General features: G+C 64.2%; 18 protein-coding genes. 14 read left to right on the top strand and 4 right to left on the bottom strand.

Features of this window, described 5'->3' with window-relative positions; all coding sequences use genetic code 11:
* Positions 1 to 12: 12 nt before the first annotated feature.
* Genes trbF through CS1BSM3_RS08205 form a run of 3 tightly spaced genes read left to right on the top strand, consistent with a single transcriptional unit; the run spans position 13 to position 2,953 of the window.
* Positions 13 to 711 (top strand): conjugal transfer protein TrbF, encoded by a 699-nt coding sequence (gene trbF, locus CS1BSM3_RS08215; protein ID WP_072386506.1) that lies wholly within the window; start codon positions 13 to 15, stop codon positions 709 to 711.
* Positions 708 to 1,706, top strand: coding sequence for a P-type conjugative transfer protein TrbG (gene trbG / locus CS1BSM3_RS08210; RefSeq protein ID WP_072386505.1), 999 nt, complete (start codon positions 708 to 710; stop codon positions 1,704 to 1,706). The genes trbF and trbG overlap by 4 nt, the downstream gene beginning before the upstream one ends.
* Positions 1,703 to 2,953 (top strand): TraB/TrbI/VirB10 family type IV secretion system protein, encoded by a 1,251-nt coding sequence (locus CS1BSM3_RS08205; protein ID WP_072386504.1) that lies wholly within the window; start codon positions 1,703 to 1,705, stop codon positions 2,951 to 2,953. The genes trbG and CS1BSM3_RS08205 overlap by 4 nt, the downstream gene beginning before the upstream one ends.
* 82 nt (positions 2,954 to 3,035) lie before the next feature.
* Here CS1BSM3_RS08205 and CS1BSM3_RS28545 read toward each other — a convergent pair whose 3' ends face one another.
* Positions 3,036 to 3,386, bottom strand: a complete 351-nt coding sequence (locus CS1BSM3_RS28545; protein WP_244540454.1) for a hypothetical protein — start codon at positions 3,384 to 3,386, stop codon at positions 3,036 to 3,038.
* A gap of 156 nt (positions 3,387 to 3,542) precedes the next feature.
* Here CS1BSM3_RS28545 and CS1BSM3_RS08195 point away from each other — a divergent pair, with 156 nt between their 5' ends.
* The 3 genes from CS1BSM3_RS08195 to CS1BSM3_RS08180 all read left to right on the top strand — a co-directional run bounded on the left by CS1BSM3_RS08195 (position 3,543) and on the right by CS1BSM3_RS08180 (position 6,357).
* Positions 3,543 to 3,863 (top strand): DUF736 domain-containing protein, encoded by a 321-nt coding sequence (locus CS1BSM3_RS08195; protein WP_072386502.1) that lies wholly within the window; start codon positions 3,543 to 3,545, stop codon positions 3,861 to 3,863.
* A 41-nt stretch (positions 3,864 to 3,904) separates the two neighbouring features.
* Positions 3,905 to 5,419: an MFS transporter gene (locus CS1BSM3_RS08190; RefSeq protein ID WP_072386501.1), complete on the top strand. Its 1,515-nt coding sequence runs from the start codon at positions 3,905 to 3,907 to the stop codon at positions 5,417 to 5,419.
* 629 nt (positions 5,420 to 6,048) lie between these two features.
* A complete protein-coding gene (locus tag CS1BSM3_RS08180; RefSeq protein WP_072386500.1) occupies positions 6,049 to 6,357 on the top strand; it encodes a hypothetical protein in 309 nt (102 codons plus the stop codon).
* Between the two features lie 721 nt (positions 6,358 to 7,078).
* On the opposite strand, the gene CS1BSM3_RS08175 is transcribed toward CS1BSM3_RS08180, so the two are convergent.
* Positions 7,079 to 7,969 carry a LysR family transcriptional regulator gene (locus CS1BSM3_RS08175; RefSeq protein WP_072386499.1) on the bottom strand — a complete coding sequence of 297 codons (891 nt, stop codon included), beginning with the start codon at positions 7,967 to 7,969 and terminating at the stop codon, positions 7,079 to 7,081.
* Positions 7,970 to 8,103: 134 nt separating this feature from the next.
* Here CS1BSM3_RS08175 and CS1BSM3_RS08170 point away from each other — a divergent pair, with 134 nt between their 5' ends.
* Entirely contained in the window at positions 8,104 to 9,603 is a 1,500-nt protein-coding gene (locus CS1BSM3_RS08170; RefSeq protein WP_072386498.1) for a CoA-acylating methylmalonate-semialdehyde dehydrogenase, read from the top strand.
* 94 nt (positions 9,604 to 9,697) lie between these two features.
* Here the strand turns inward: CS1BSM3_RS08170 and CS1BSM3_RS08165 are convergent, their stop codons facing one another.
* Positions 9,698 to 10,471: an SDR family NAD(P)-dependent oxidoreductase gene (locus CS1BSM3_RS08165; RefSeq protein ID WP_072386497.1), complete on the bottom strand. Its 774-nt coding sequence runs from the start codon at positions 10,469 to 10,471 to the stop codon at positions 9,698 to 9,700.
* Positions 10,458 to 12,149 (bottom strand): thiamine pyrophosphate-binding protein, encoded by a 1,692-nt coding sequence (locus CS1BSM3_RS08160; protein WP_072386496.1) that lies wholly within the window; start codon positions 12,147 to 12,149, stop codon positions 10,458 to 10,460. Before CS1BSM3_RS08160 ends, CS1BSM3_RS08165 begins: the two co-directional genes overlap by 14 nt.
* A 125-nt stretch (positions 12,150 to 12,274) precedes the next feature.
* On the opposite strand from CS1BSM3_RS08160, the gene CS1BSM3_RS08155 reads away from it, so the two are divergent.
* The 7 genes from CS1BSM3_RS08155 (at position 12,275) to CS1BSM3_RS08125 (ending at position 19,598) form a co-directional block, all read left to right on the top strand.
* Positions 12,275 to 13,201 carry an NAD-dependent epimerase/dehydratase family protein gene (locus tag CS1BSM3_RS08155; RefSeq protein ID WP_072386495.1) on the top strand — a complete coding sequence of 309 codons (927 nt, stop codon included), beginning with the start codon at positions 12,275 to 12,277 and terminating at the stop codon, positions 13,199 to 13,201.
* 194 nt (positions 13,202 to 13,395) lie between these two features.
* Complete coding sequence (locus CS1BSM3_RS08150; protein WP_072386494.1) at positions 13,396 to 14,358, top strand: Bug family tripartite tricarboxylate transporter substrate binding protein; 963 nt, start codon at positions 13,396 to 13,398, stop codon at positions 14,356 to 14,358.
* Positions 14,359 to 14,487: 129 nt separating this feature from the next.
* A complete protein-coding gene (locus tag CS1BSM3_RS08145; RefSeq protein WP_072386493.1) occupies positions 14,488 to 15,438 on the top strand; it encodes a Bug family tripartite tricarboxylate transporter substrate binding protein in 951 nt (316 codons plus the stop codon).
* Positions 15,439 to 15,496: 58 nt separating this feature from the next.
* Positions 15,497 to 15,943 carry a tripartite tricarboxylate transporter TctB family protein gene (locus CS1BSM3_RS08140; RefSeq protein WP_072386492.1) on the top strand — a complete coding sequence of 149 codons (447 nt, stop codon included), beginning with the start codon at positions 15,497 to 15,499 and terminating at the stop codon, positions 15,941 to 15,943.
* The gene (locus tag CS1BSM3_RS08135) at positions 15,943 to 17,448 is read left to right on the top strand and encodes a tripartite tricarboxylate transporter permease (RefSeq protein WP_072386491.1); all 1,506 of its coding nucleotides are present in this window, start codon (positions 15,943 to 15,945) and stop codon (positions 17,446 to 17,448) included. Before CS1BSM3_RS08140 ends, CS1BSM3_RS08135 begins: the two co-directional genes overlap by 1 nt.
* A 221-nt stretch (positions 17,449 to 17,669) precedes the next feature.
* Positions 17,670 to 18,530 (top strand): IclR family transcriptional regulator, encoded by an 861-nt coding sequence (locus CS1BSM3_RS08130; protein WP_244540453.1) that lies wholly within the window; start codon positions 17,670 to 17,672, stop codon positions 18,528 to 18,530.
* Positions 18,531 to 18,578: 48 nt separating this feature from the next.
* The gene (locus CS1BSM3_RS08125) at positions 18,579 to 19,598 is read left to right on the top strand and encodes an ABC transporter substrate-binding protein (protein WP_072386490.1); all 1,020 of its coding nucleotides are present in this window, start codon (positions 18,579 to 18,581) and stop codon (positions 19,596 to 19,598) included.
* Positions 19,599 to 19,639: the final 41 nt, after the last annotated feature.

Genomic DNA, 19,639 nt, shown 5'->3' with positions numbered 1-19,639 from the left:
GGCACATATACAATGTCCTTCAAGCGATCGAACCTGCGCTACGGCGAGACACCGGATCCGGTGACGCCCTACCAGAAGGCGGCCCAGGTCTGGGACGAGCGCATCGGCAGCGCCCGCGCACAAGCGCACAACTGGCGGCTAGTGGCGATCGGCAGCCTGGCGCTATCGCTGCTTCTTGCCGCGGGATTGTTGTGGCTCGGGCGCTCCGGCTCGACTCTGCCTTACATTGTCGAGGTCGATCCGCGGGGCGGTGCGCGCGCCGTCGGCCCGGCCAAGGAATCCTACACGCCGAGTGACGCGCAGATCGCCTTTCACCTAGCGGCGTTCGTCGACAATGTGCGGTCGCTGTCGATCGATCCCGTTGTCGTGCGCCAGAACTGGCTCAAGGCGTACGACTTCGTCACCGACCGAGCGGCCGTGACGCTCAACGAGTATGCCCGCGACAACGACCCGTTCGCCAAGGTCGGTCGCGAGACCATCACCGTCGAGGTGACGAGCGTGGTGCGTGCCTCGGACAGCTCGTTCCAGGCGCGCTGGCTAGAGCGCGTATTCGAAGGTGGTGCCGCGAAGGATACGCGGCGGCTCACCGGATTGTTCTCGATCATCATCACGCCGCCCAAGACAGTGGAAGCGGTGCGCAAGAATCCGCTCGGCATCTACGTGCACACCTTCAACTGGTCGCAGGACGTGCAGGCGGGAGGCGCCAAATGAGCCGTCACTCCTGTCTTATCCTTGTCGTCGTTGGATCGGTCGCCACTCTGACCGCCTGTACCCTGCCGGTCCGGGTGCCTGAAATCCCGATCCTTGACGGCGCGGCCTTCACCCCGGCTAAACGCGAGCCCGAGCCCAAGCGGGACGTGCGGTATGTCGAAGTCCCGACGCCGCTTCCTCTTCCCGGACAGCTCAAGCCGGTCGGCAAGGAGGCTGAAAAGAAGAAGGATGCTCGGCCACCGACCGAGCGCGTGACCGGCGCCAATGCAGCGGCGCGCATGGAGCCGGTGAAGGACGGTTACATCAATGCCATCCAGGTGTATCCCTACACCAAGGGCGCGCTGTACCAGCTCTATGCCGCCGTCAACCAGGTCACCGACATCGCGCTCGAGGCCGGCGAGAAGCTGGTGTCCGTGTCGGCCGGCGACACTGTGCGGTGGGTGGTCGGCGACACGTCGAGCGGCGAGGGCAAGGAGGCCCAGGTCCACATTCTCGTCAAGCCGATCGGCGCCGACCTCGAGACCAACCTCGTCATCACCACCGATCGGCGCACCTATCACCTCGAGATGCGCTCGAGCGAGAAGACGTACATGGCCTCGGTGTCGTGGACCTATCCCGCCGCCGAGCTTGTCTCGCTCAAGAGGCAGCGCACCGAGGCGGAGGCCGCAGCTGTTGCCGACACCGGCATCAATATCGAGCAGTTGCGCTTCCGCTATCGCATCGAAGGCGACGCGCCATGGAAGCCCGTGCGCGTGTTCGACGATGGTGCCAAGGTCTACATCCAGTTTCCGTCCGGGCTCGCCCAGAGCGAGGCACCGCCGCTGTTCGTCATCGGCTCCGACGGCAAGCCGGCCCTCGTCAACTACCGCGTGCGCGGGACGACCTACATCGTCGATCGCCTGTTCGCCGCCGCCGAGCTCCGGCTCGGCACGACGCCGCAGCGCATCGTGCGCATCGTCCGCACCGATGCCGTGTGGCGGGAGACCCGGTCATGACGGATGGGGATCAAGGCGGAGCGGATAAGCCAAAGGTCGAACCTGAGGCGCTGGAATTGCGTGCCCGGCCGCAGCCGGTCACGCGCATCAATCGCAAGGTGCTGATTGGTGGTGCCGCCGTCGCTCTGATGCTGATCTCCGGTATTGTCCTTGTTGCGCTCAAGCCGCCGACCTTCCGGGGTGCCGACCGCCAAGAGCTGTTCAACGTCGAGCACAAGCCGATCACCGACGGGCTCGGTAAGCTACCGTCGAGCTATGACGGGGTGCGGTTGGAGAAGAAAGCCGACGCGCAGCCCTTGCCGTCAGGTGTCCCCCAGCTCAAGGCGCCCGCTGGCGACGACGTGGATGAAATCGAGCGCATCGACAAACAACGCCTGGCTCGTATGGCCGGGCAGGCACGAGAGAGCCAGGTGTTCTTCCGCCTCGCACTCAAGTCACCGCTGCAGGAGACGCCGAGCGCAGTGAAAGCCGTGGAGTCGGTGTCGCGTCCATCGCCCACAAGCGACCTCGCGACATTGACGACTCTCCGCGCTGCCGAGAAAGCACGCGCCCTTTCCGGGGACACGGATCTGTTGGGCGGCGACACGAGCGATCAGACGCGCAAGCTCTCGTTCCTGAACAGCAAGCCCGAGACCCAGATCTACAATCCGCACGCGCTGCAGACGCCGGCCTCGCCGTATCAGCTGATGGCGGGCACCATCATCGCCGCCAGCCTGGTCACCGGTCTCAACTCCGATTTGCCCGGCTTCGTGATCGCCCACATCACCGAGAACGTCTACGACAGCGTCTCCGGCCGGCATCTCTTGATCCCGCAGGGCGCGCGCCTCGCCGGCAAGTACGACAATATCGTCGCCTTCGGCCAGGAGCGTGCGCTCGTCGTCTGGCAGCGTATCATCCTGCCCGACGGATCGTCGATCGTGATCGACAATCTCCCCGCGACCGACACGGGCGGCTACGCCGGTCTCGCAGACGAGGTCGACCTCCATACTTGGAAGCTTCTGAAGGGCGTGGCACTGGCGACCGTGTTGGGCCTCGGCAGCGAGCTCGCATTCAACTCCTCCGACAGTGATCTCGTGCGCGCGTTGCAGTCGTCAACGCAATCGACCACCAACCGCGCCGGCCAGCGCCTTGTCGAGCGCCAACTCAACGTGCAGCCGACCATCACCGTCCGACCCGGCTGGCCGCTGCGCGTGATCGTGCACAGAGACATCGTGCTCCGGCCCTATCGACCCGCGCCAACACCGTGACCACCAACCTGGGAGAGCTACTGTGAGCTTACCGACGATGATCCGATCTTACTTACGCTGGCCGATACAGCCCGTAAGGGCACTATCGTCCCATATCGATCTGGTCGACTATCCGATCCGAACGCACGAGAAGCTGCGCTTTGCCGACACCGATCGCAACGGGCACATCTCCAATGCCGTGTTCGCGGTGTGCTGTCAGAACGCCCGTATGGAGCTGCTGTACGATCGAGGCCGGCTTCCGATACCCGCCGAGGCTCAGTTCGTCCTGGTACGCCTGGAGCTTGAGTTTCTTGGGGAGATGTACTGGCCCGGAATCGTCGAGATCGGCACACGGCTCGATCGCATCGGCCGCTCTTCGCTCGCTATTGCTCAAGGCCTTTTCTTGCAGGATCGCTGCGTCGCTCGCGCACATTCGACTGTAGTGCTGATCCATCAGTCGACACGGCGCTCAATGCCCCTGCCGCAGCAGACTATCGTTGCGCTCCAATCGATCGCGGAAGGCTTAGCATCAGCCCCTGACGTCACGACGGTTCTCCGTCACGAGCAACCCCTGAATGGACTCCAAAAGCAATTCACGGAGTGAAGCACAATGGCCGTTATTGGCACCTTCTCCGCCGTCAAGGATGGTTACGCCGGCACGCTACGCACGTTGACGATCAGCGCGAAAATCCGCCTCGTTGCCAACGATCGCAAGGACGGGACGAGCGGCCCCGACTTCCGCATCCTGACCGGCACCACTGAGATCGGGGCAGCATGGCGACGGACGAAACAGGGCACCGAGGACTCCTACCTTCTCGTCAAGCTCGATGACCCAACGCTCCCGCAGCCGATTTGGGGTGCGTTGCTCGAGGCGACCGAGGATGGCGTCGCGCGCCTCGTGTGGCGCCGGGAACGCAAGGACGAGACCTGATCCGCGCCGTTACCCAGCAACTCGTCCGGAGCGTCTGATTCATGTCGCGTGCCCGTCTTATCGCCTGCGTGCTGTTGCCGTTCGCGGCAGGCTATTTCCTGTCGTACCTGTTCCGCTCCATCAATGCCGTCATCGCTGCGGATCTGATGACCGAGCTCGGCATCAGCGCTGCTGACCTCGGGATGCTCACGGCCGTGTATTTCCTCGTGTTCGGCGCCGTCCAATTGCCGCTCGGTGCGCTGCTTGACCGCCTAGGACCAGGTTTCGTGCAGAGCGTCTTGATGCTGGTCGCCGCCGTCGGAGCTCTCGTCTTCGCGTCATCGAGCAGCTTCGCCGGGCTTGTGGCCGGCCGCGCCATGATCGGTATCGGCGTTGCCGTGGCGCTCATGGCCGGCATCAAGGCGATCGTCATGTGGTTCCCGCCTGAGCGCCTTGCTTTCGTCACTGGCTGGCTGGTCACGCTCGGCGCTCTCGGCGCGCTCGCCGCGACAGGGCCTGCCGAGCTGGCGGTTCAGGCAATCGGATGGCGCGGCCTCTTCATGGCCCTCGCTGGTCTCTCGGCCCTCACAGCGTTGCTGGTGCTGCTCGCCGTGCCGGAGCAGACAGTGGCCACGACTGCGCAACGCAACATCGCCGGCTACAGCGTCGTCTATCGCGATCCGCGCTTCTGGCGCGTTGCCCCACTCGCCGCGCTTGGTGTCGCTGCGTCCTGGTCGCTGCAGGGCTTGTGGGCCGCGCCTTGGCTGCATGATGTCGAAGGCTTGGAGCGCACCGCGATCGTGCACCACCTCGGGGTGATGGCCGCCGCCCTCTGCGCCGGTGCGCTGCTCCTCGGCGCCGCCGCCGACTGGCTTCGTCGTGCCGGCGTCAGGACTGAGAGCCTTTTGCTCGCAACGTTCGGCCTTTCCATGCTTGCGCAGACGGCCCTTGTCCTGCGATGGCCCATTCCGACCCTTGTGCCGTGGACGATCATTGCCGCTGCCGGGGCGGCGACCGTGCTCACCTATGCCCTGATGGGCGCATATTTCCCGAAGTCTATGTCCGGCCGCGCCAACGGGGCCCTCAACCTGCTCCACGTCAGTGCAGCGTTTCTCTTGCAGTCGGGAACTGGTTTTGTCATCGCGCAATGGCCGCAAGTCGAGGGCGCCTATCCCGCCGAGGCGCACCGCGTCGCCATGGCCATTCCCCTCGCACTGCAGGTGTGTGCGGCAGCCTGGTTCGCAATGCCGCTGCGCCAACCCGGCGGGCGGCGCGTGCCACCGCGGTCGGCGTCCTCGGTCATGCTGCCGAGTGCATCAGCACGTGCGTTGACTTGGCGGCAACAAGCCCAGGCCATTCATCGGCGCAGCATTCTTTGGCGCCGCACGGCCATTGCTTCGATGTCGCTCACGATGGTGTTGGCGGTTGCCTTCGTCTTTTCGGGCAGCAGGTCCGGTGTCGAGGCAAGCCCTGCCGCCTCCGCGAGCGCGCACGTCGGCGTCCCCGCGCCTCTCTGGATTACGCGTCAGCCCACCTTCGGACCAAGCAGGCTGCATCACAACATGCAGGGAGATTGACATGTTGAAACACACCGCTGCGATCATTGTTGTGGCGATGGCACTCGAGAGCAACTTCCACGTGCCGGCGCGTCCATCGGAGAGACGATGAGGCTTCGACTTTTTCCCACTTCTTACACGGAGGCCTTTTTCATGATTCTGGCGGCGTCGGGTTTGCCAGTGAGGAGCCCCTCAGGGCCTCCTCCCAACTGGCAAGTTCGTCAAAGATTTGGTTCGATCTTTTTCCTGAGAGGTCCACCAACCGGGCGCACAGCAAAGGCGTGGACAATTCAACAACTCGGTGACGCCGATACGATCCTAGACCCTTTCATGGGATCAGGGTCAACGGGAGTGGCAGCATTGCAGTTGGGCCGCAAGTTTATCGGCATCGCGTGCGAGCGCATTGAGTCAGCGCAGATGCAGACAAGCCTATTCGTTGCGGAAACTGCGCCTGTGTCGCGCAGCGAGCAGGCCGCGCTGTTTTAGTGGCCAGACTCTCGTAGCGTGATCAAATCGCGCCTAGCGGTGCCGTGCCACCGCCTAAGTTCATCAACTGATGTCGTAAAGTTCGCCACGCGCGGCCCTAGGAGATCGAGGAGTATCTCGGTCTTAGTATCGGGAGGAAGTTGGAGAGCGTTAATCAGCGACCTATGGAAATTTTCTTCGGCATTCACAAGGCGTGCGAAGTTGTGTTCGTCAAAGATCGTTGCAATGTCGCTGTAATAGGATGCAGCCATCTGCTGGAGTGTCTTAGTGATTTCGCGGGCAGCATCTCGATTGGCCAAGAGGTCTTTGACGTAGGACGGCGCGCGCATACGGTTCCGCCATGGCAGGCTGTGGGCTTCCGCGAGGCGGTGAGCTTCGGTCAATACGGGCGCAACGTTGTTATCGAGAAATTTGAGCACTTCGCCGAGCTGCTTCGAGCGCTCTTCTCTCTCGTAAGCCGTCCACTCTCGTAGAACCGGCCTTGGTGAAGGCGGTGTGCCCGGAGGACCAACCGTTCGGGGCTTCCCTCCCGTAACGAAAGGCGAGAAAGCTTCAACAGCGGCACGTGCCAACTTTTGTGCCGTCTCATCTTTCTTGGGAGCTGGATAAAGGATGCGCCAACCCCACGCTGCCAGAACCCACACCACGCCTAATGTGAGCATGAGGCCGGCGAACACCAACAAGTTGCCTAGCCGTGTCAGTCCGAGATCAGCCCACCAAGTGATAGCGCCCCCAAGCGCGCTCAAAGCGAGTGTCGTAATCGCGCTTGCAACTATGTTGTCCGCGACTCCCCTACCACTAGGAAGCCAAGTACCCGAATCGGTTCGCATTCATAGATTTTGCTCAAGAACCATATCTGCCGATAGGGTTTCGCCCCAGCTACCCCCAGAAATCCAACACCCTCACACAGCCCGTGCGTCCATTTCTGTGCCTAAAGAAATGCCTAAGTGAGCGCGTCGCTGACGGCCCTTTGAAAGATAAGACGATTTCGGCGCAGCACGGTTAAGTTTCGGCATCGCAACAAAAAAGTGGACGCCTGTGGACGCGCATGGAAGTCGATCCGGTGGCCCTCGGCTCCACCAAAAGAAGAGCGCTAGCGAATGGCTCTCGTCGAGAGAGCTTTCCTCCCTCATCGGCGCGCTCCTGCAAACTGCCCCACATTTTTCTGCGCGGAAGCGAGTGGCTGCCGAGGGTTCAGCTCTGCGGCAGAAACCGCAGGCGCTGCTCCTTGAAGCGGCGAACGACGAAATCGTGCAGCACCGAGATGCGCCGGACCGTACTGGCATCCGGATGCGAGAGCAGGAAGTAGCTGCGCCGGAAGCTGATCTCGGGGAGCACGCGCACCATGTCGTCGAACGATCGGGCGGCGAAGTCGTGGAGCACGCCTATGCCGATGCCTGCTCTGACGGCCTCGATCTGGCCGACAACGCTCGCGCACCGGAAAATCCGAACAGCGTGCCTTTCGAGAATTGCTGAGTAGTCGAGCGCAGAGGCATAGGCGAGATCCTCTACGCCGGTGACCACGGTGTGATCTCGGACGGCCTCGGCCGTTGCAGGCGTGCCGTGGCGCGCGAGATAGCTGCGCGCCGCATAGATGCTCAAGGTGTAGTCGACCAGACGCACCACGACCAACCGCCCCTCGACCGGCCGATCCAGGACGATGGCGAGATCCGCTTCCCGCCTGGAGAGAGAGAACGTGCGCGGGAGCGGCACGAGCTCGACGATGAGATTGGGATGTCGGTGCGTCAGCTCGCCAAGCTCGGTCGCGAGAAAATAATTGCCGAGGCCGTCGGGCGCCCCGATCCGCACGGTACCGGACACCTCGTCCTCTTCGCGGTGGATGGCCTCGGCGACACCCAGGAGCTCGAACTCGATCTTCTCCGCCACAGGGAGCAAGCGGTCTCCGGCCGGTGTCGGAACGCAGCCCGATGGCCTGCGGTCGAAGAGCGGCGTGCCCAGGGCGAGCTCGAGCGCGTCGAGCCGGCGAGCCACAGTCGAGTGGTTCACCCCGAGCCGGCGCGCGGCGGCAAGGAGCTGCCCCTGGCGGGCAACGGCAAGGAAGATGCGGAGGTGATCCCAGTCCATGGCTCTAATTTCCGCACAACGATTGCCGAAACAAGAGGATTGATGTGCGCCATTCAACAATCAATCTGGGCACCGGAGACGTCAATGCCGCTGATCGCTCCGACGAGGGCCGACAGCAAGCTGGAGGTATCGGGATGCCCAAGGTCATCAGTCATTTCGTCGGTGGCGCCGAGTTCACGGGAACGAGCGATCGCTTCGCGCCGGTCTTCAACCCGGCGACGGGCGCACAGTCCGGGCGCGTCGCGCTCGCATCGCGCAGCGACGTCCGCACGGCCGTCGAGACAGCCGTGGCGGCGGCGCCCATGTGGATGCGGACCACGCCGCTGCGCCGGGCCCGCATTCTGAATGCCTTCCTGCGCATCCTGGAGCAGCGGACCGACGAGCTCGCCGCCGTGATCACGGCCGAGCACGGCAAAGTGCTGTCCGACGCGAAGGGCGAGATTCAGCGCGGCATGGAGGTGGTGGAGTTCGCCGTTGGCGCGCCGCAGCTCCTCAAGGGCGAGATCACCGAGAATGTTGGCACGGGCGTCGACAGCCACGCGCTGAGGCAGCCCCTGGGCGTCGTCGCCGGCATCACGCCGTTCAACTTCCCGGCCATGGTGCCCATGTGGATGTTTCCGGTCGCGCTCGCGTGCGGCAACTGCTTCATCCTGAAGCCATCGGAGCGCGATCCTTCGGCCTCGCTGCTGCTCGCCAAGTGGCTCAAGGAGGCGGGGCTTCCCGACGGCGTGTTCAATGTCGTGCAGGGCGACAAGGAGGCGGTCGATGCGCTCCTCAACGACCCCGACATCCAGGCGATCAGCTTTGTCGGATCGACGCCCATTGCCAGGTACATCTATGAGACCGCCGCGAAGACCGGCAAGCGTTGCCAGGCGCTCGGCGGTGCGAAGAACCATTTGATCGTGATGCCGGATGCGGATCTCGATCAGGCCGTCGATGCGATCATGGGCGCGGCCTACGGCTCGGCGGGCGAGCGCTGCATGGCCGTATCCGTGGCGGTGTCGGTCGGCGAGAAGACGGCCGACGCGCTGATCGCCAGGCTCGAGCCGAAAGTGCGCGCGCTGAAAGTGGGGCCCGGCACGGACCCCGAGGCGGAGATGGGGCCGCTCGTCACGAAGCAGCACCTGGAGAAGGTGCGCGCCTACGTCGATGCCGGCGAGGCAGAAGGCGCCAAGCTGGTCGTCGATGGGCGCCAACTGAAGCTGCAGGGCTATGAGGACGGCTATTTCATTGGCGGTACGCTCTTCGATCGCGTGACGACCGACATGAAGATCTACAAGGAGGAGATCTTCGGACCCGTCCTCTCTGTCGTGCGCGCCGACAGCTATGCCACCGCCGCCAAGTGGATCAACGAGCACGAATTCGGCAACGGCACCGCGATCTTCACGCGAGATGGCGATGCGGCGCGCGAGTTCGCGCAGGAGATCCAGATCGGGATGGTCGGCATCAATGTGCCGATCCCCGTTCCGATGGCCTTCCACTCATTCGGCGGCTGGAAAGCATCGCTCTTCGGCGATCATCACATGCACGGGCCGGAGGGCGTGCGCTTCTACACGCGCCTGAAGACGATCACTTCGCGCTGGCCGACCGGCATTCGGGCTGGCGCCGAGTTCGTCATGCCGACAATGAAGTAGCGGCAGTCGCCGAAGTGCCGCCGAGCATCAACGCGTCCGCGCCCGTCACATAGGGCGAGATCGGCAGTGATGCTCGGCCTGGCTTTGGGCCCTCTCAGATCGACATGGCCTGGCCGCCATTCACGTCGAGCGTCGCGCCCGTGACGAAACCCGCCTCTTCGGACGTGAGGTAGGCGATCGCGGCCGCAATATCCTCGACGCGCCCCTGGCGGCGCACCGGAATGGAGGCCAGCACGCGTGCGCGCTCCTCGGGCGAATGACGCTCGTTGAGAAAGCGCTCGACGCGCGGCGTGAGGATCGCGCCGGGGCACACGGTGTTGCACGTGATGCCGTCGGGGCCGAATTCCTGCGCGATCTGCAGCGTGAAGGCCTGCATGGCGCCCTTGGCCGCGACGTAGGGCGTGCCCGCGAAGAGCGAGCCGAACCGTCCGGCCTTCGAGCCCATGTTGATGATGCGGCCGTAGTGCGCCTTCTGCATGTACGGAATGACGGCGCGCGTCGCCCACACGCACGTCTTCACGTTGACGTCCATCACCTTCTGCCAGTCGTCATCCGACTGCTCGAGAAAGCGGAAGGGCACATGCAGCGAGCCGCCGATGTTGTTGACCAGGATGTCAATGCGGCCGTGGCTGTCGATCATCTCGGCAACGGCTTGATCGATCGCGCGCTTGTCCATCATGTCGAGCGCGCGGCCCGTGATGTTGAGGCCGCCGGCGGCGGCCTCCTTGAGCGCATCGGCAAGGAGCGTCGCATCGCGATCCCAGATCACGACGCGCGCGCCTTCGCTCGCGAGCCGTTGTGCGACGCCGAGACCGAGACCGCTGGCCGCGGCGGTGATCAGGGCCGAACGGTTCTCAAATCGGCGCATGGTCGGATGCCTCCTTGTGTCCGGCCTCGGGATCGACTTTCACGTCGATGACCACCGGGCCTCTCATTCTGTGGCCTTCTTCGATCGCATCGCGCAGCTCGCCCGGATGGGTCACGGTCATGCCGCGGCCGCCCAAACCTTCCGAGATCTTCGCGAAGTCGCAGTCGGCGAAATCAACGGCGATGCGGTTCGCGCCGAGATTGTCGCGCACCATGCCGAGGCCCGCATTGTTGTCGACGATGTACACCACGTCCAGGTTCTGCTGCACGCACGTGGTGATCGTCTGCAATGTCATCATGAAACCGCCGTCGCCCGCGAGGCAGGTCACGCGACGATTGGGCAGCACGAGCTTGGCAGCGGCGGCAGCGGGTGCGCCCCAGCCCATGGCGCCCGTGCCGCCCGCGACGAGGAACTGGTGCGGATGCGTGCTCCTGAGGCCGAAGGTGGCCCAGATGCGATTGGCGCCGGCATCGAGCGTGATCAGGTCGTCCTTGCCGATGAAGCCCTGCATGGCGCTGATGATATCGGCATGATGGACGCTGCCCTGTCCGGCCTTCAGAGCCGGCAGGCGATCGAAGTTCCACTTGTCGCGCAGAGTTGCGATGTGGGCGAGGCGTGCGGCTTTCTTCGCGGCGCCGAGGTCGAGCTTGGCGAGCTCCGCGATCACGTCGGCAACATCGGCCGTGATCGCGTGATCGACCGGATAGACCCAGCCGGCATTGCGCGGATCGATATCCACCTGCACGAGCGCCTGATCGCCGGGACGGATCATCGCGGGATCGCGGAAGCGCGTGTAGTCGGGCCCCATGCTCGCGCCGAGCATGACGATGAGATCTGCCGCGGCGACGGCGCGGTTGGCGCACGCGTGGCCCCACGTTCCCATCATGCCGACGGCGACAGGCGCGGTCTCGGCGATCACGCCCTTGCCGTTGTAGCTCGTCGCGACAGCGATACCGTTGGCGAGCGCGACATCCTGCAAGGCTTGACCGCTCTCGGTCATCGTCACGCCGTTGCCGGCGATGATCACGGGGCGCTCGGCGCGCGCGAGCATCTCGGCGAGCTTGCGAATGGCAGCGGGATCAGGACGCGGCGGCGTGTAGCGGTGATAGCCGGCCGAAGGATAGAGCACGGGCTTCATGTCGGGCGGCGCTTCCGCGCGGATCATCGGCGTCTTCATGATGACGGCCGCAGGACCCATGCGCGGCAGGCTCGCGTGCTTGATCGCCATCTGCACGCCGTAGACGGCTTCCTGCGGCGCGGTCGTGTACGTGCAGTACTTGGTGATCGGCTTGAGCGAGGCCATGGCATCCGCGCCGGCATAGTCGCCGGTCATGGTTTGATAGACGCCCATCTGCCCATAGCCGTCGTAGTCGGAGGTCTCGGTCAGCACGACCATCGGCGAGCCGGAGAAGTGCGCTTCCAGAATGCCCATGCCGCCGATCGTCGTGATCCACGGTCCCTGGCCCATGAGCACCGACGGGCGACGCAGCAGGCGGCCGGCCGTCTGCGCCATCACGGAGGCGATCCACTCCGAGCGCGTGAGGACCACGTTGAGCTTCTTCTCCTGCGCCTTGAAGGCAGGGAGCGACCACGTGATGCCGAGGCCGGGAAGTGTAAAGGCGTGCGTGATGCCACCTTCGACCAGAGCGTTGACGACGAGCTCGTTGGTCTTGACCATGTTCCTGAAGCCTTCGGTTGAGAGGGGGCGCTGATCGTGTTTCGCTGTGCAGAATGGTTGATCGCCGACATGAAATGGTGGGATACACTCTGCATCGAGATGCGAGATTGCACACGAGGACGCAGATGACAAGCAGCAACAGAACCGTCGTGGTAACCGGCGCATCTGGCTTTCTAGCCGCATGGATACTGCCGAAACTGATCGCGCGCGGCCTCACGGTCATTGCCGTCGATATTGCGCGCGACGAGATGCGCTTGCGTCAGGTCGTGCGGGGAGAGGCGCCGGACGAGATCGCCTGGCAGGTCGCCGATCTGACGAATGATGGGATTATGTCTCGCATTGCAGAACAACATGCGGTCAGCACGATCCTCCATCTCGCGGCGCTTCAGATCCCCGCCTGCCGGGCAAACCCGCTTGCCGGCGCGAAGGTGAATGTAGTCGGGCATGTGAGCGTGCTGGAAGCGGCGCGCAGCGTCGGCGCTCGCGTCATCTATACGAGCTCGGTTGCTGCGAAGCCGCGCGGCGCCGCCAATGCGCCGGCAAATCTCTACGGCGTCTTCAAGCGTGCGGACGAGGAGATCGCGCGCCTCTATGCCGAGGACTTCGGTGTCTCGTCGTTCGGCCTCAGGCCACATGTGGTCTATGGCATCGGGCGCGATCAAGGCGAGACATCGGCGGTCACGAGCGCAATGCGTGCGGTAGCACTCGGTGCGCGCTACACGGTGCCGTGGACGACGGCGACATGCTTCCAATTCGCCGATGATATCGCCGAGATGTTCGTGCGCCTCGTCGAAGCCGAGTGGAACGGCGCGCACCTTGCCGACATGACGGACAATGTCGAGAGCACGGCGGATATCATCGCCGCCATTCGCGCCGTGGCACCCGAAGCGGACGTGCGTGCAGAGGGGCCCGAGCGGCTCTCGCCGACCACGGGCTTTGATGTTGCAGCGCTCGAGAAGATCATCGGGCCGCGCCCGCTCACGCCTCTCGCTGAAGGTGTGCGGCGTACCATCGAGCACTTCCGCGATCTGCGCACGAAGGGGCTCGCGTGAGCCCTGCTTGCGCGCAGCAGAGCACGCGGATTCGTGAGCGTGGCGGTGCAAGCCGACATCGACGCGAGTTCCGATATGCGGAACAAATATTTCGTTGGTCGAGATTCTTCTTTGACGCGGCTCCGGCCGCCTACTAGGTTTCCGCTTCATATTCGCAAGGCGTCGTAGCGCGCCACAACCCAGGAGGAAACGAGATGCTCCGCCTCAAGCGGCTCACCCGCATTGCTCTCAGCGCACTGGCTCCGGTGCTGATCGCCACAGCCGCGCCAGCGCAGGCTGCTTATCCCGAGCGACCGGTGACCGTGATCGTCGCGTGGACGGCGGGCGGCGCAACAGATCTGCTCACGCGCGGCATTCAGGATGCTTTCCAGAAGGCGCTCGGCGGCCAGGTCGTCGTGAAGAACGTGCCGGGCGCTGCCGGCACGCTCGGCACGGCTGAGGCTGCGCGCTCGGCGCCGGACGGCTACACGATCCTCGTGAGCCCGATCGGTCCGATCACGCTGCAGCCGCACCGCATGAAGCTCGACTACAGCTACGACAGCTTCGAGACCGTCTGTAAGCTCGTCGACAGCCCGGTCGTGCTGATGGCGGCGCCCAACTCGAAATACAAGAATGTCGCCGAGGTCGTCGCGGCCGCGAAAGCCGCGCCGGGCAAGGTGCCCTATGGTTCGACCGGCCCCGGCACCATCCCGCATGTGTCGATGATCGCGTTCGCGAAGGCGGCCGGCATCGACATCAAGCATGTGCCGTACAAGGGCTCGGCGGATGTCGTGCAGGGTCTGCTGACGAACACGGTCGACCTCTTCACGGATCAGCCGAACCTCGTGCCGCAGTATAATCTGACGGCGCTCGGCATCTTCGCCTCCAATCGCATCCCGACCTACAAGGACATTCCGACGCTGAAGGAAGCGGGCTACGACCTGCAGTTCTCGATCTGGAATTCCATGTTCGCGCCCAAGGGCACGCCCGAGCCGATCATGGCCAAGCTCGAAGCGGCGTGCCGCACGGCGCTCGCCGATCAGGGCGTGATCGAGAACCTCGGCCGCCAGCGCCAGCCGATCGATTTCCTCGATCGCAAGGCCGCATCGGCATTCATTGCAGCCGAATTCAAGAAGAACGGTGAGCTGCTCTCGGAGGCCGGCCTTAAAGTGAAGTGAGCCGTGGCAACGCTGCAAGCTGTCATGGCGCCATGCACCATGGCCGCTTGCGCGCTCACGGCCGTTCAGTAAGGATGAGCGCCTGCCAACCGCAGAACAACAAAAAAGATCCAGAGGAGAACGCCTGAAATGAGAAAGCTACTGGCCCTCGCGCTGGTCGCGGGGAGCATGGCTGCCTTCGCCCAAGCGCCGGCAACCGCCGCTTACCCCGAGCGCCCTGTCACGGCCATCGTGCCGTTCCCGGCAGGCGGCGCGACGGATCTGGTGGCGCGCGGCATGCAAGAGGCCTTCTCGCGCGCGCTCGGTCAGCAGATCGTCGTGAAGAACGTGAACGGCGCCGCCGGAACCATTGGTGCGGCGGAAGCTGCTGCCGCTACGCCCGATGGCTATACGATCCTCATAACACCGAGCGGGCCGACGGCAGCCCAGCCCCATCGCATGAAGCTGACGTACGACATCGACAGCTTCGACGCCATCTGCAAGCTCGTCGAGCAGCCGCTCGTCCTCATGGCGCCAAAGACCAGCAAGTACCGCACGATCGCCGACGTGATTGCGGCAGCCAAGGCGGAGCCCGGAAAAGTCACGTATGGCACGTCCGGGCCCGGGTCCATCACGCATCTCGCCAAGCTGGCACTCGAGAAGGCCGCGAATATCAAGCTGAAGCACGTGCCGTTCAAGGGCTCTGCCGATGCCGTTCAGGCCATGATGTCGAACACGACCGATCTCTACAGCGATCAGGCGAACCTCGTGCCGCAGTACGATCTGCATCCGATCGCCGTCTACGCCGAGAGCCGCATCGACAACTTCAAGGATACGCCAACGGTCCGTGAAGCCGGCTTCGATGTCGTGGTGACGAACTACAACGGCATTTTCGTCCCGCGCGGAACGCCGGCGGACGTCAAGGCCAAGCTCGGTCAGGCGTGCAAGACCGCGTTGGACGACGCGAAGGTGAAAGAGGTCTTCGAGCGCCAGAAGTATCCGATCGCCTACCAGGATGCGGCAGCTTTCAAGGCATTCTTCGAGGCGGACTACAAGCGCGTCGGCGATCTCGTGCAGGCCGCCGGCCTCGGCAAGAAGTGACCTTGCTGCGCGGGTGGCAAGGGCCGCCCGCGCAGCACAAGAGCGCGAGGAGGCACGCATGGGCACACAGCAGCAGTATCTTTCCGGGCTGTTCTTCATAGCGTTCGGTGCGCTTGCCGTCTGGGCAGGGAGAGACCTGACGATCGGCACGGCCGCCGACATGGGCATCGGCTACACGCCGCGCGCGCTCGCCATCGGCTGCGTTGCCGTCGGCTGTCTGCTGCTCGTGCAGGCGTTCTTCTCCTCGCCCGCGGACGATGAGGTGCGGCTTTCGATCGCGTGGCGGCCCCTGCTGCTCGTCACGATCATGGTGATCGGATTTGCATTCCTTCTGCCGCGGCTCGGGCTCCCGCTCACAGTTGCGCTCATGACGGGGGCGGCGGCGTTCTCCGGCGAGAAATTCCACTGGCCGGCGCTCGGCGCGATCGCCGCAGGCATGGCCGTGCTGTCGACGCTGCTGTTCTCCACCGCTCTCAATCTTCAAATCCCGGTTTGGCCCTTCTGATGGACCTGTTCTCGAACCTCGCGCTGGGCTTCTCCGTCGCTCTCACGCTGAAGAACCTCTTCTATTGCTTCGCCGGTGCGCTCTTCGGCACGCTGATCGGCGTGCTGCCCGGCATCGGGCCGCTGGCGACGATCGCCATGCTGCTGCCGATCACGTTCCACCTGGAGCCGACCGGCGCGCTGATCATGCTGGCCGGCATCTTCTATGGCGCGCAGTATGGCGGCTCGACGACCGCGATCCTCGTCAACCTGCCGGGCGAGTCCTCGAGCGTGGTCACCGCGCTCGACGGCTACCAGATGGCGCGCCAGGGCCGCGCGGGCGTTGCGCTGGCGACGGCGGCACTCGCCTCGTTCTTTGCGGGATGCGTCGCGACCATCGTCATTGCGATTGCGGCGCCGGCGCTTTCGCGCATGGCCTTGCTGTTCGGCCCGCCCGAGTTCACGGCGTTGATGGTCATGGGCCTCATTGCGGCCGTCGTGCTGGCGTCGGGCTCGATCGTTGCTTCGATCGGCATGGTGATGGTCGGCATGTTGCTCGGCCTCATCGGCACGGACGTGACGACAGGCGAGCAGCGCTTCGTGTTCGGCATCCGCCAGATCTATGACGGCATTGATTTCGTCGTCGTCGCCATGGGCCTCTTCGGCGTCGCGGAGATCATTGCCAACCTGGCTGACCGCCATACGCGCGAGCTGCCATCGGGCAAGATCACGCGGCTCATGCCGACCAAGGAAGATGTCATTCAGGCGGCGCCGGCAACCGTGCGCGGCACGCTCCTCGGCTCGATCCTCGGCGTGCTGCCGGGCGGTGGTGCGCTGGTCTCGTCATTTGCGTCCTACAGCCTCGAGAAGCGGCTCGCCAAGGATCCCTCGCGTTTCGGCAAGGGCGCCATCGAGGGCGTTGCAGGGCCCGAGGCCGCCAACAATGCCGGCGCGCAGGCGAGCTTCATTCCCATGCTCGCGCTCGGCATTCCGCCGAATGCCGTGATGGCGCTCATGATTGCGGCGATGACCATCCACGGCATCACGCCAGGGCCGAAGTTCCTCACCGATCAGCCGACGCTGTTCTGGGGCATGGTCGTGAGCATGTGGATCGGCAACATGATCCTCGTCATCCTGAACCTGCCGCTCGTCGGCATCTGGGTGAAGCTGCTCAAGATCCCTTATGCCTATCTCTTTCCGGCGATCCTCGTGTTCTGCTGCGTCGGCGTGTACTCGATCAACTACCGCGTCTTCGACGTGTTCCTCATGGCGGGCTTCGGCGTCTTCGGCTACTTCCTCCGCCGCATTGGCTGCGAGCCCGCGCCCATGGTGCTCGGCTTCATCCTGGGGCCTATGGTCGAGGAGCAGTTCCGCCGCACGCTGCTGCTCTCGGACGGTGACTTCTCGATCTTCCTCACGCGGCCGCTGAGCGCGGCGCTGATCGGCGTGACAGTCGCCTTGCTGCTGATGATGGCGCTGCCGTCCTTGCGCAAGGGCCGCGAGGAAGCCTTCCGCGAGCAGGACTAGCGGCGCGCTCGATCCAAATTTTTCGGTGCAATCCGGCGCTCCTCACGGGGCGTCGCGATCGCGCGCGTGAAGCCTCCCGATGCCCGACTGAAAGGCGCGCAGAGCGCTCGCATTGCGCTCACATGGCTCTCCGGTGGATGTACCGCATAGCGGAACATATTTTGACTTGCGGTACGCGGTGCGCACTGCTCAAATACAAAAAAAGACGAAGGAGATGCTTCGTGGGGCGGAATCGCACAATCGAGTTGCTTCGGGACGTGGATGACCTGCCCGCTGACGACCGTCAGTTCGTCGCGGCGCTCGAGCGCGGTCTTCGCGTCCTCAGGATGTTTTCATCGGCGCATGAGACGCTCTCGAATGGCGAGCTCTCGCGCGGCACGGCGCTCTCCAAAGCCACGATCTCGCGCCTCACGTACACGCTGAGCCGGCTCGGCTATCTCACGCACGATCCAGCGAGCGGCCGCTATCGGCTCGGGCCGGGCGCCCTTGCGCTCGGCTATGCGTCGCTGTCGAAATTCGATGTGCGGCAGGTCGCGCGCCCGCTCATGCAGAACCTTGCCGACTACGCCGGGGCGAGCGTCGCGCTCTGCGCGCGCGACGGCCTCAACATGATCTATCTGGAGTTCCGCCGCAGCCCCAATGCGCTCGGTCTCGGCCTCGACATCGGCGACCGCATTCCGCTCGCAACGACGAGCGTCGGCCGCGCCTATCTCGCCGCGATGAGCGATGAGGAGCGCAAGCCCCTGCTCGATGAGATCCGCCGCAATGATCCTTCGGCCTGGCCGAAAGTACGCCGCGGCATCGAGCAGGCCATTCGCGATGTCGCGGAGCGCGGCTACTGCACGTCGCTCGGCGACTGGGTGCCGGAGATCCATTCGCTCGGCGTGCCGCTCGATGTGAATTCGCCCTACGGCATTCTCTCCTTCAACATCGGCGGCCTCGCCTCGACGCTACCGCCCCGATTGATCGAGACCGATCTCGCACCGCGGCTCATCGGGCTCACGCGCCGTGTCGCGGAGATGCTGGGCGCGTCGGCCGCGGCGGAGCGGCTGCCCGTCAAGCCAGTCAAGAGCGGCCGCTGAAGCTGCTCGATCAATCAAGACCACACCTGGTCACTGCAGGAGGAAAGAATGGCGGACACTTCGATAACGCGGCGCTCGATGGTGAAGGGGATGGCTCTCGGGGCGGCCGGTGCCGTTTTCGCGCCGAGCATCGTCGCGCGCGGGCAAACCACGCTGCGCATCAACGCCGGCATGCTGCCGATCCTCAATGGGCCGGTCTATATCGCGCTGCGCGAGAAATACTTCGAGAAGCTCGGTCTCGATGTGAACCTGATCAAGTTTACGTCGGGGCCGGCGCAGTTCGCCGCGCTCGCGGGTGGCCAGTCGCATCTCGGCTGGGGCGGCATGGGCGCCTACCTGATTGCCAAGGCGAACGGCCAGGATCTGCAGTCGATCGCGGTCTTCATGGACTACAACAAGCTGCAGTCGCTCGTCGTGCCGAAGAACAGCCCGATCAAGAGCGTGAAGGATCTGCAGGGCAAGAAGATCGCCGCCGTGCAGGGCTCGGATGCGCATTACGGCCTGTGGAAGCTGCTGCAGAACAACGGCATGGCCAAGGATGCCGCGCAGCTCGTCGGCATGACGCCGACGCAGCAGATTGCCGCCTTCAATGCCGGCGACGTCGATGGCGTCTACACCTGGGAGCCGTTCGTCACGCCGATGATCAAGGCGGGCGGACGCGCGATCACGCGCATGTCGGACCTCGATCCCGGTCCGTCCTTCCTGAACTGGGCTGGCCGCAAGGAGTGGCTGGAGAAGAACCCGGATGCGATCGTGCGCCTGCTGCACGGCTGGAACCAGGGCCTCGCGAAGATGAAGCAGGATCCCGAGATGGCGATCCGCTACACGCTCGACTTCACGGGCATGGCGCGCGAGCAGGCCGACGCGATCATCAAGGATCTCGTCCACTTCGAGGCGACTGCAGCGCTCGATCCGAAGAGCCCCGCTTACTGGGCCAAGGGCAGCAAGCTCCACACCGTTCTGAGCGACTTCCTCAAGTTCGGCAATGAATTCGGTCTCGCGCAGAAGACGATCAATATCGACGACTACCTCATGACGCAGTTCATGCAGCAGGTGAAGAAGGGCTGACAGCAGGCCAATCCTGATCGGAGAGCGGAGCAATCCGCTCT

Origin of the sequence: Hyphomicrobium sp. CS1BSMeth3, assembly GCF_900117415.1 — a bacterium.
Classification (GTDB): domain Bacteria; phylum Pseudomonadota; class Alphaproteobacteria; order Rhizobiales; family Hyphomicrobiaceae.
Note: the sequence above shows the minus strand (reverse complement) of the source record. Positions and strands in the feature narration are given on the sequence as shown.

What these genes read in the sequence shown, in the direction of transcription:
- trbF (WP_072386506.1), top strand. Translation starts at nt 13, where the DNA reads ATGTCCTTCAAGCGATCGAACCTGCGCTACGGCGAGACACCGGATCCG.
- trbG (WP_072386505.1), top strand. Translation starts at nt 708, where the DNA reads ATGAGCCGTCACTCCTGTCTTATCCTTGTCGTCGTTGGATCGGTCGCC.
- CS1BSM3_RS08205 (WP_072386504.1), top strand. Translation starts at nt 1,703, where the DNA reads ATGACGGATGGGGATCAAGGCGGAGCGGATAAGCCAAAGGTCGAACCT.
- CS1BSM3_RS28545 (WP_244540454.1), bottom strand. Translation starts at nt 3,386, where the DNA reads ATGGATCAGCACTACAGTCGAATGTGCGCGAGCGACGCAGCGATCCTG.
- CS1BSM3_RS08195 (WP_072386502.1), top strand. Translation starts at nt 3,543, where the DNA reads ATGGCCGTTATTGGCACCTTCTCCGCCGTCAAGGATGGTTACGCCGGC.
- CS1BSM3_RS08190 (WP_072386501.1), top strand. Translation starts at nt 3,905, where the DNA reads ATGTCGCGTGCCCGTCTTATCGCCTGCGTGCTGTTGCCGTTCGCGGCA.
- CS1BSM3_RS08180 (WP_072386500.1), top strand. Translation starts at nt 6,049, where the DNA reads ATGGAAATTTTCTTCGGCATTCACAAGGCGTGCGAAGTTGTGTTCGTC.
- CS1BSM3_RS08175 (WP_072386499.1), bottom strand. Translation starts at nt 7,969, where the DNA reads ATGGACTGGGATCACCTCCGCATCTTCCTTGCCGTTGCCCGCCAGGGG.
- CS1BSM3_RS08170 (WP_072386498.1), top strand. Translation starts at nt 8,104, where the DNA reads ATGCCCAAGGTCATCAGTCATTTCGTCGGTGGCGCCGAGTTCACGGGA.
- CS1BSM3_RS08165 (WP_072386497.1), bottom strand. Translation starts at nt 10,471, where the DNA reads ATGCGCCGATTTGAGAACCGTTCGGCCCTGATCACCGCCGCGGCCAGC.
- CS1BSM3_RS08160 (WP_072386496.1), bottom strand. Translation starts at nt 12,149, where the DNA reads ATGGTCAAGACCAACGAGCTCGTCGTCAACGCTCTGGTCGAAGGTGGC.
- CS1BSM3_RS08155 (WP_072386495.1), top strand. Translation starts at nt 12,275, where the DNA reads ATGACAAGCAGCAACAGAACCGTCGTGGTAACCGGCGCATCTGGCTTT.
- CS1BSM3_RS08150 (WP_072386494.1), top strand. Translation starts at nt 13,396, where the DNA reads ATGCTCCGCCTCAAGCGGCTCACCCGCATTGCTCTCAGCGCACTGGCT.
- CS1BSM3_RS08145 (WP_072386493.1), top strand. Translation starts at nt 14,488, where the DNA reads ATGAGAAAGCTACTGGCCCTCGCGCTGGTCGCGGGGAGCATGGCTGCC.
- CS1BSM3_RS08140 (WP_072386492.1), top strand. Translation starts at nt 15,497, where the DNA reads ATGGGCACACAGCAGCAGTATCTTTCCGGGCTGTTCTTCATAGCGTTC.
- CS1BSM3_RS08135 (WP_072386491.1), top strand. Translation starts at nt 15,943, where the DNA reads ATGGACCTGTTCTCGAACCTCGCGCTGGGCTTCTCCGTCGCTCTCACG.
- CS1BSM3_RS08125 (WP_072386490.1), top strand. Translation starts at nt 18,579, where the DNA reads ATGGCGGACACTTCGATAACGCGGCGCTCGATGGTGAAGGGGATGGCT.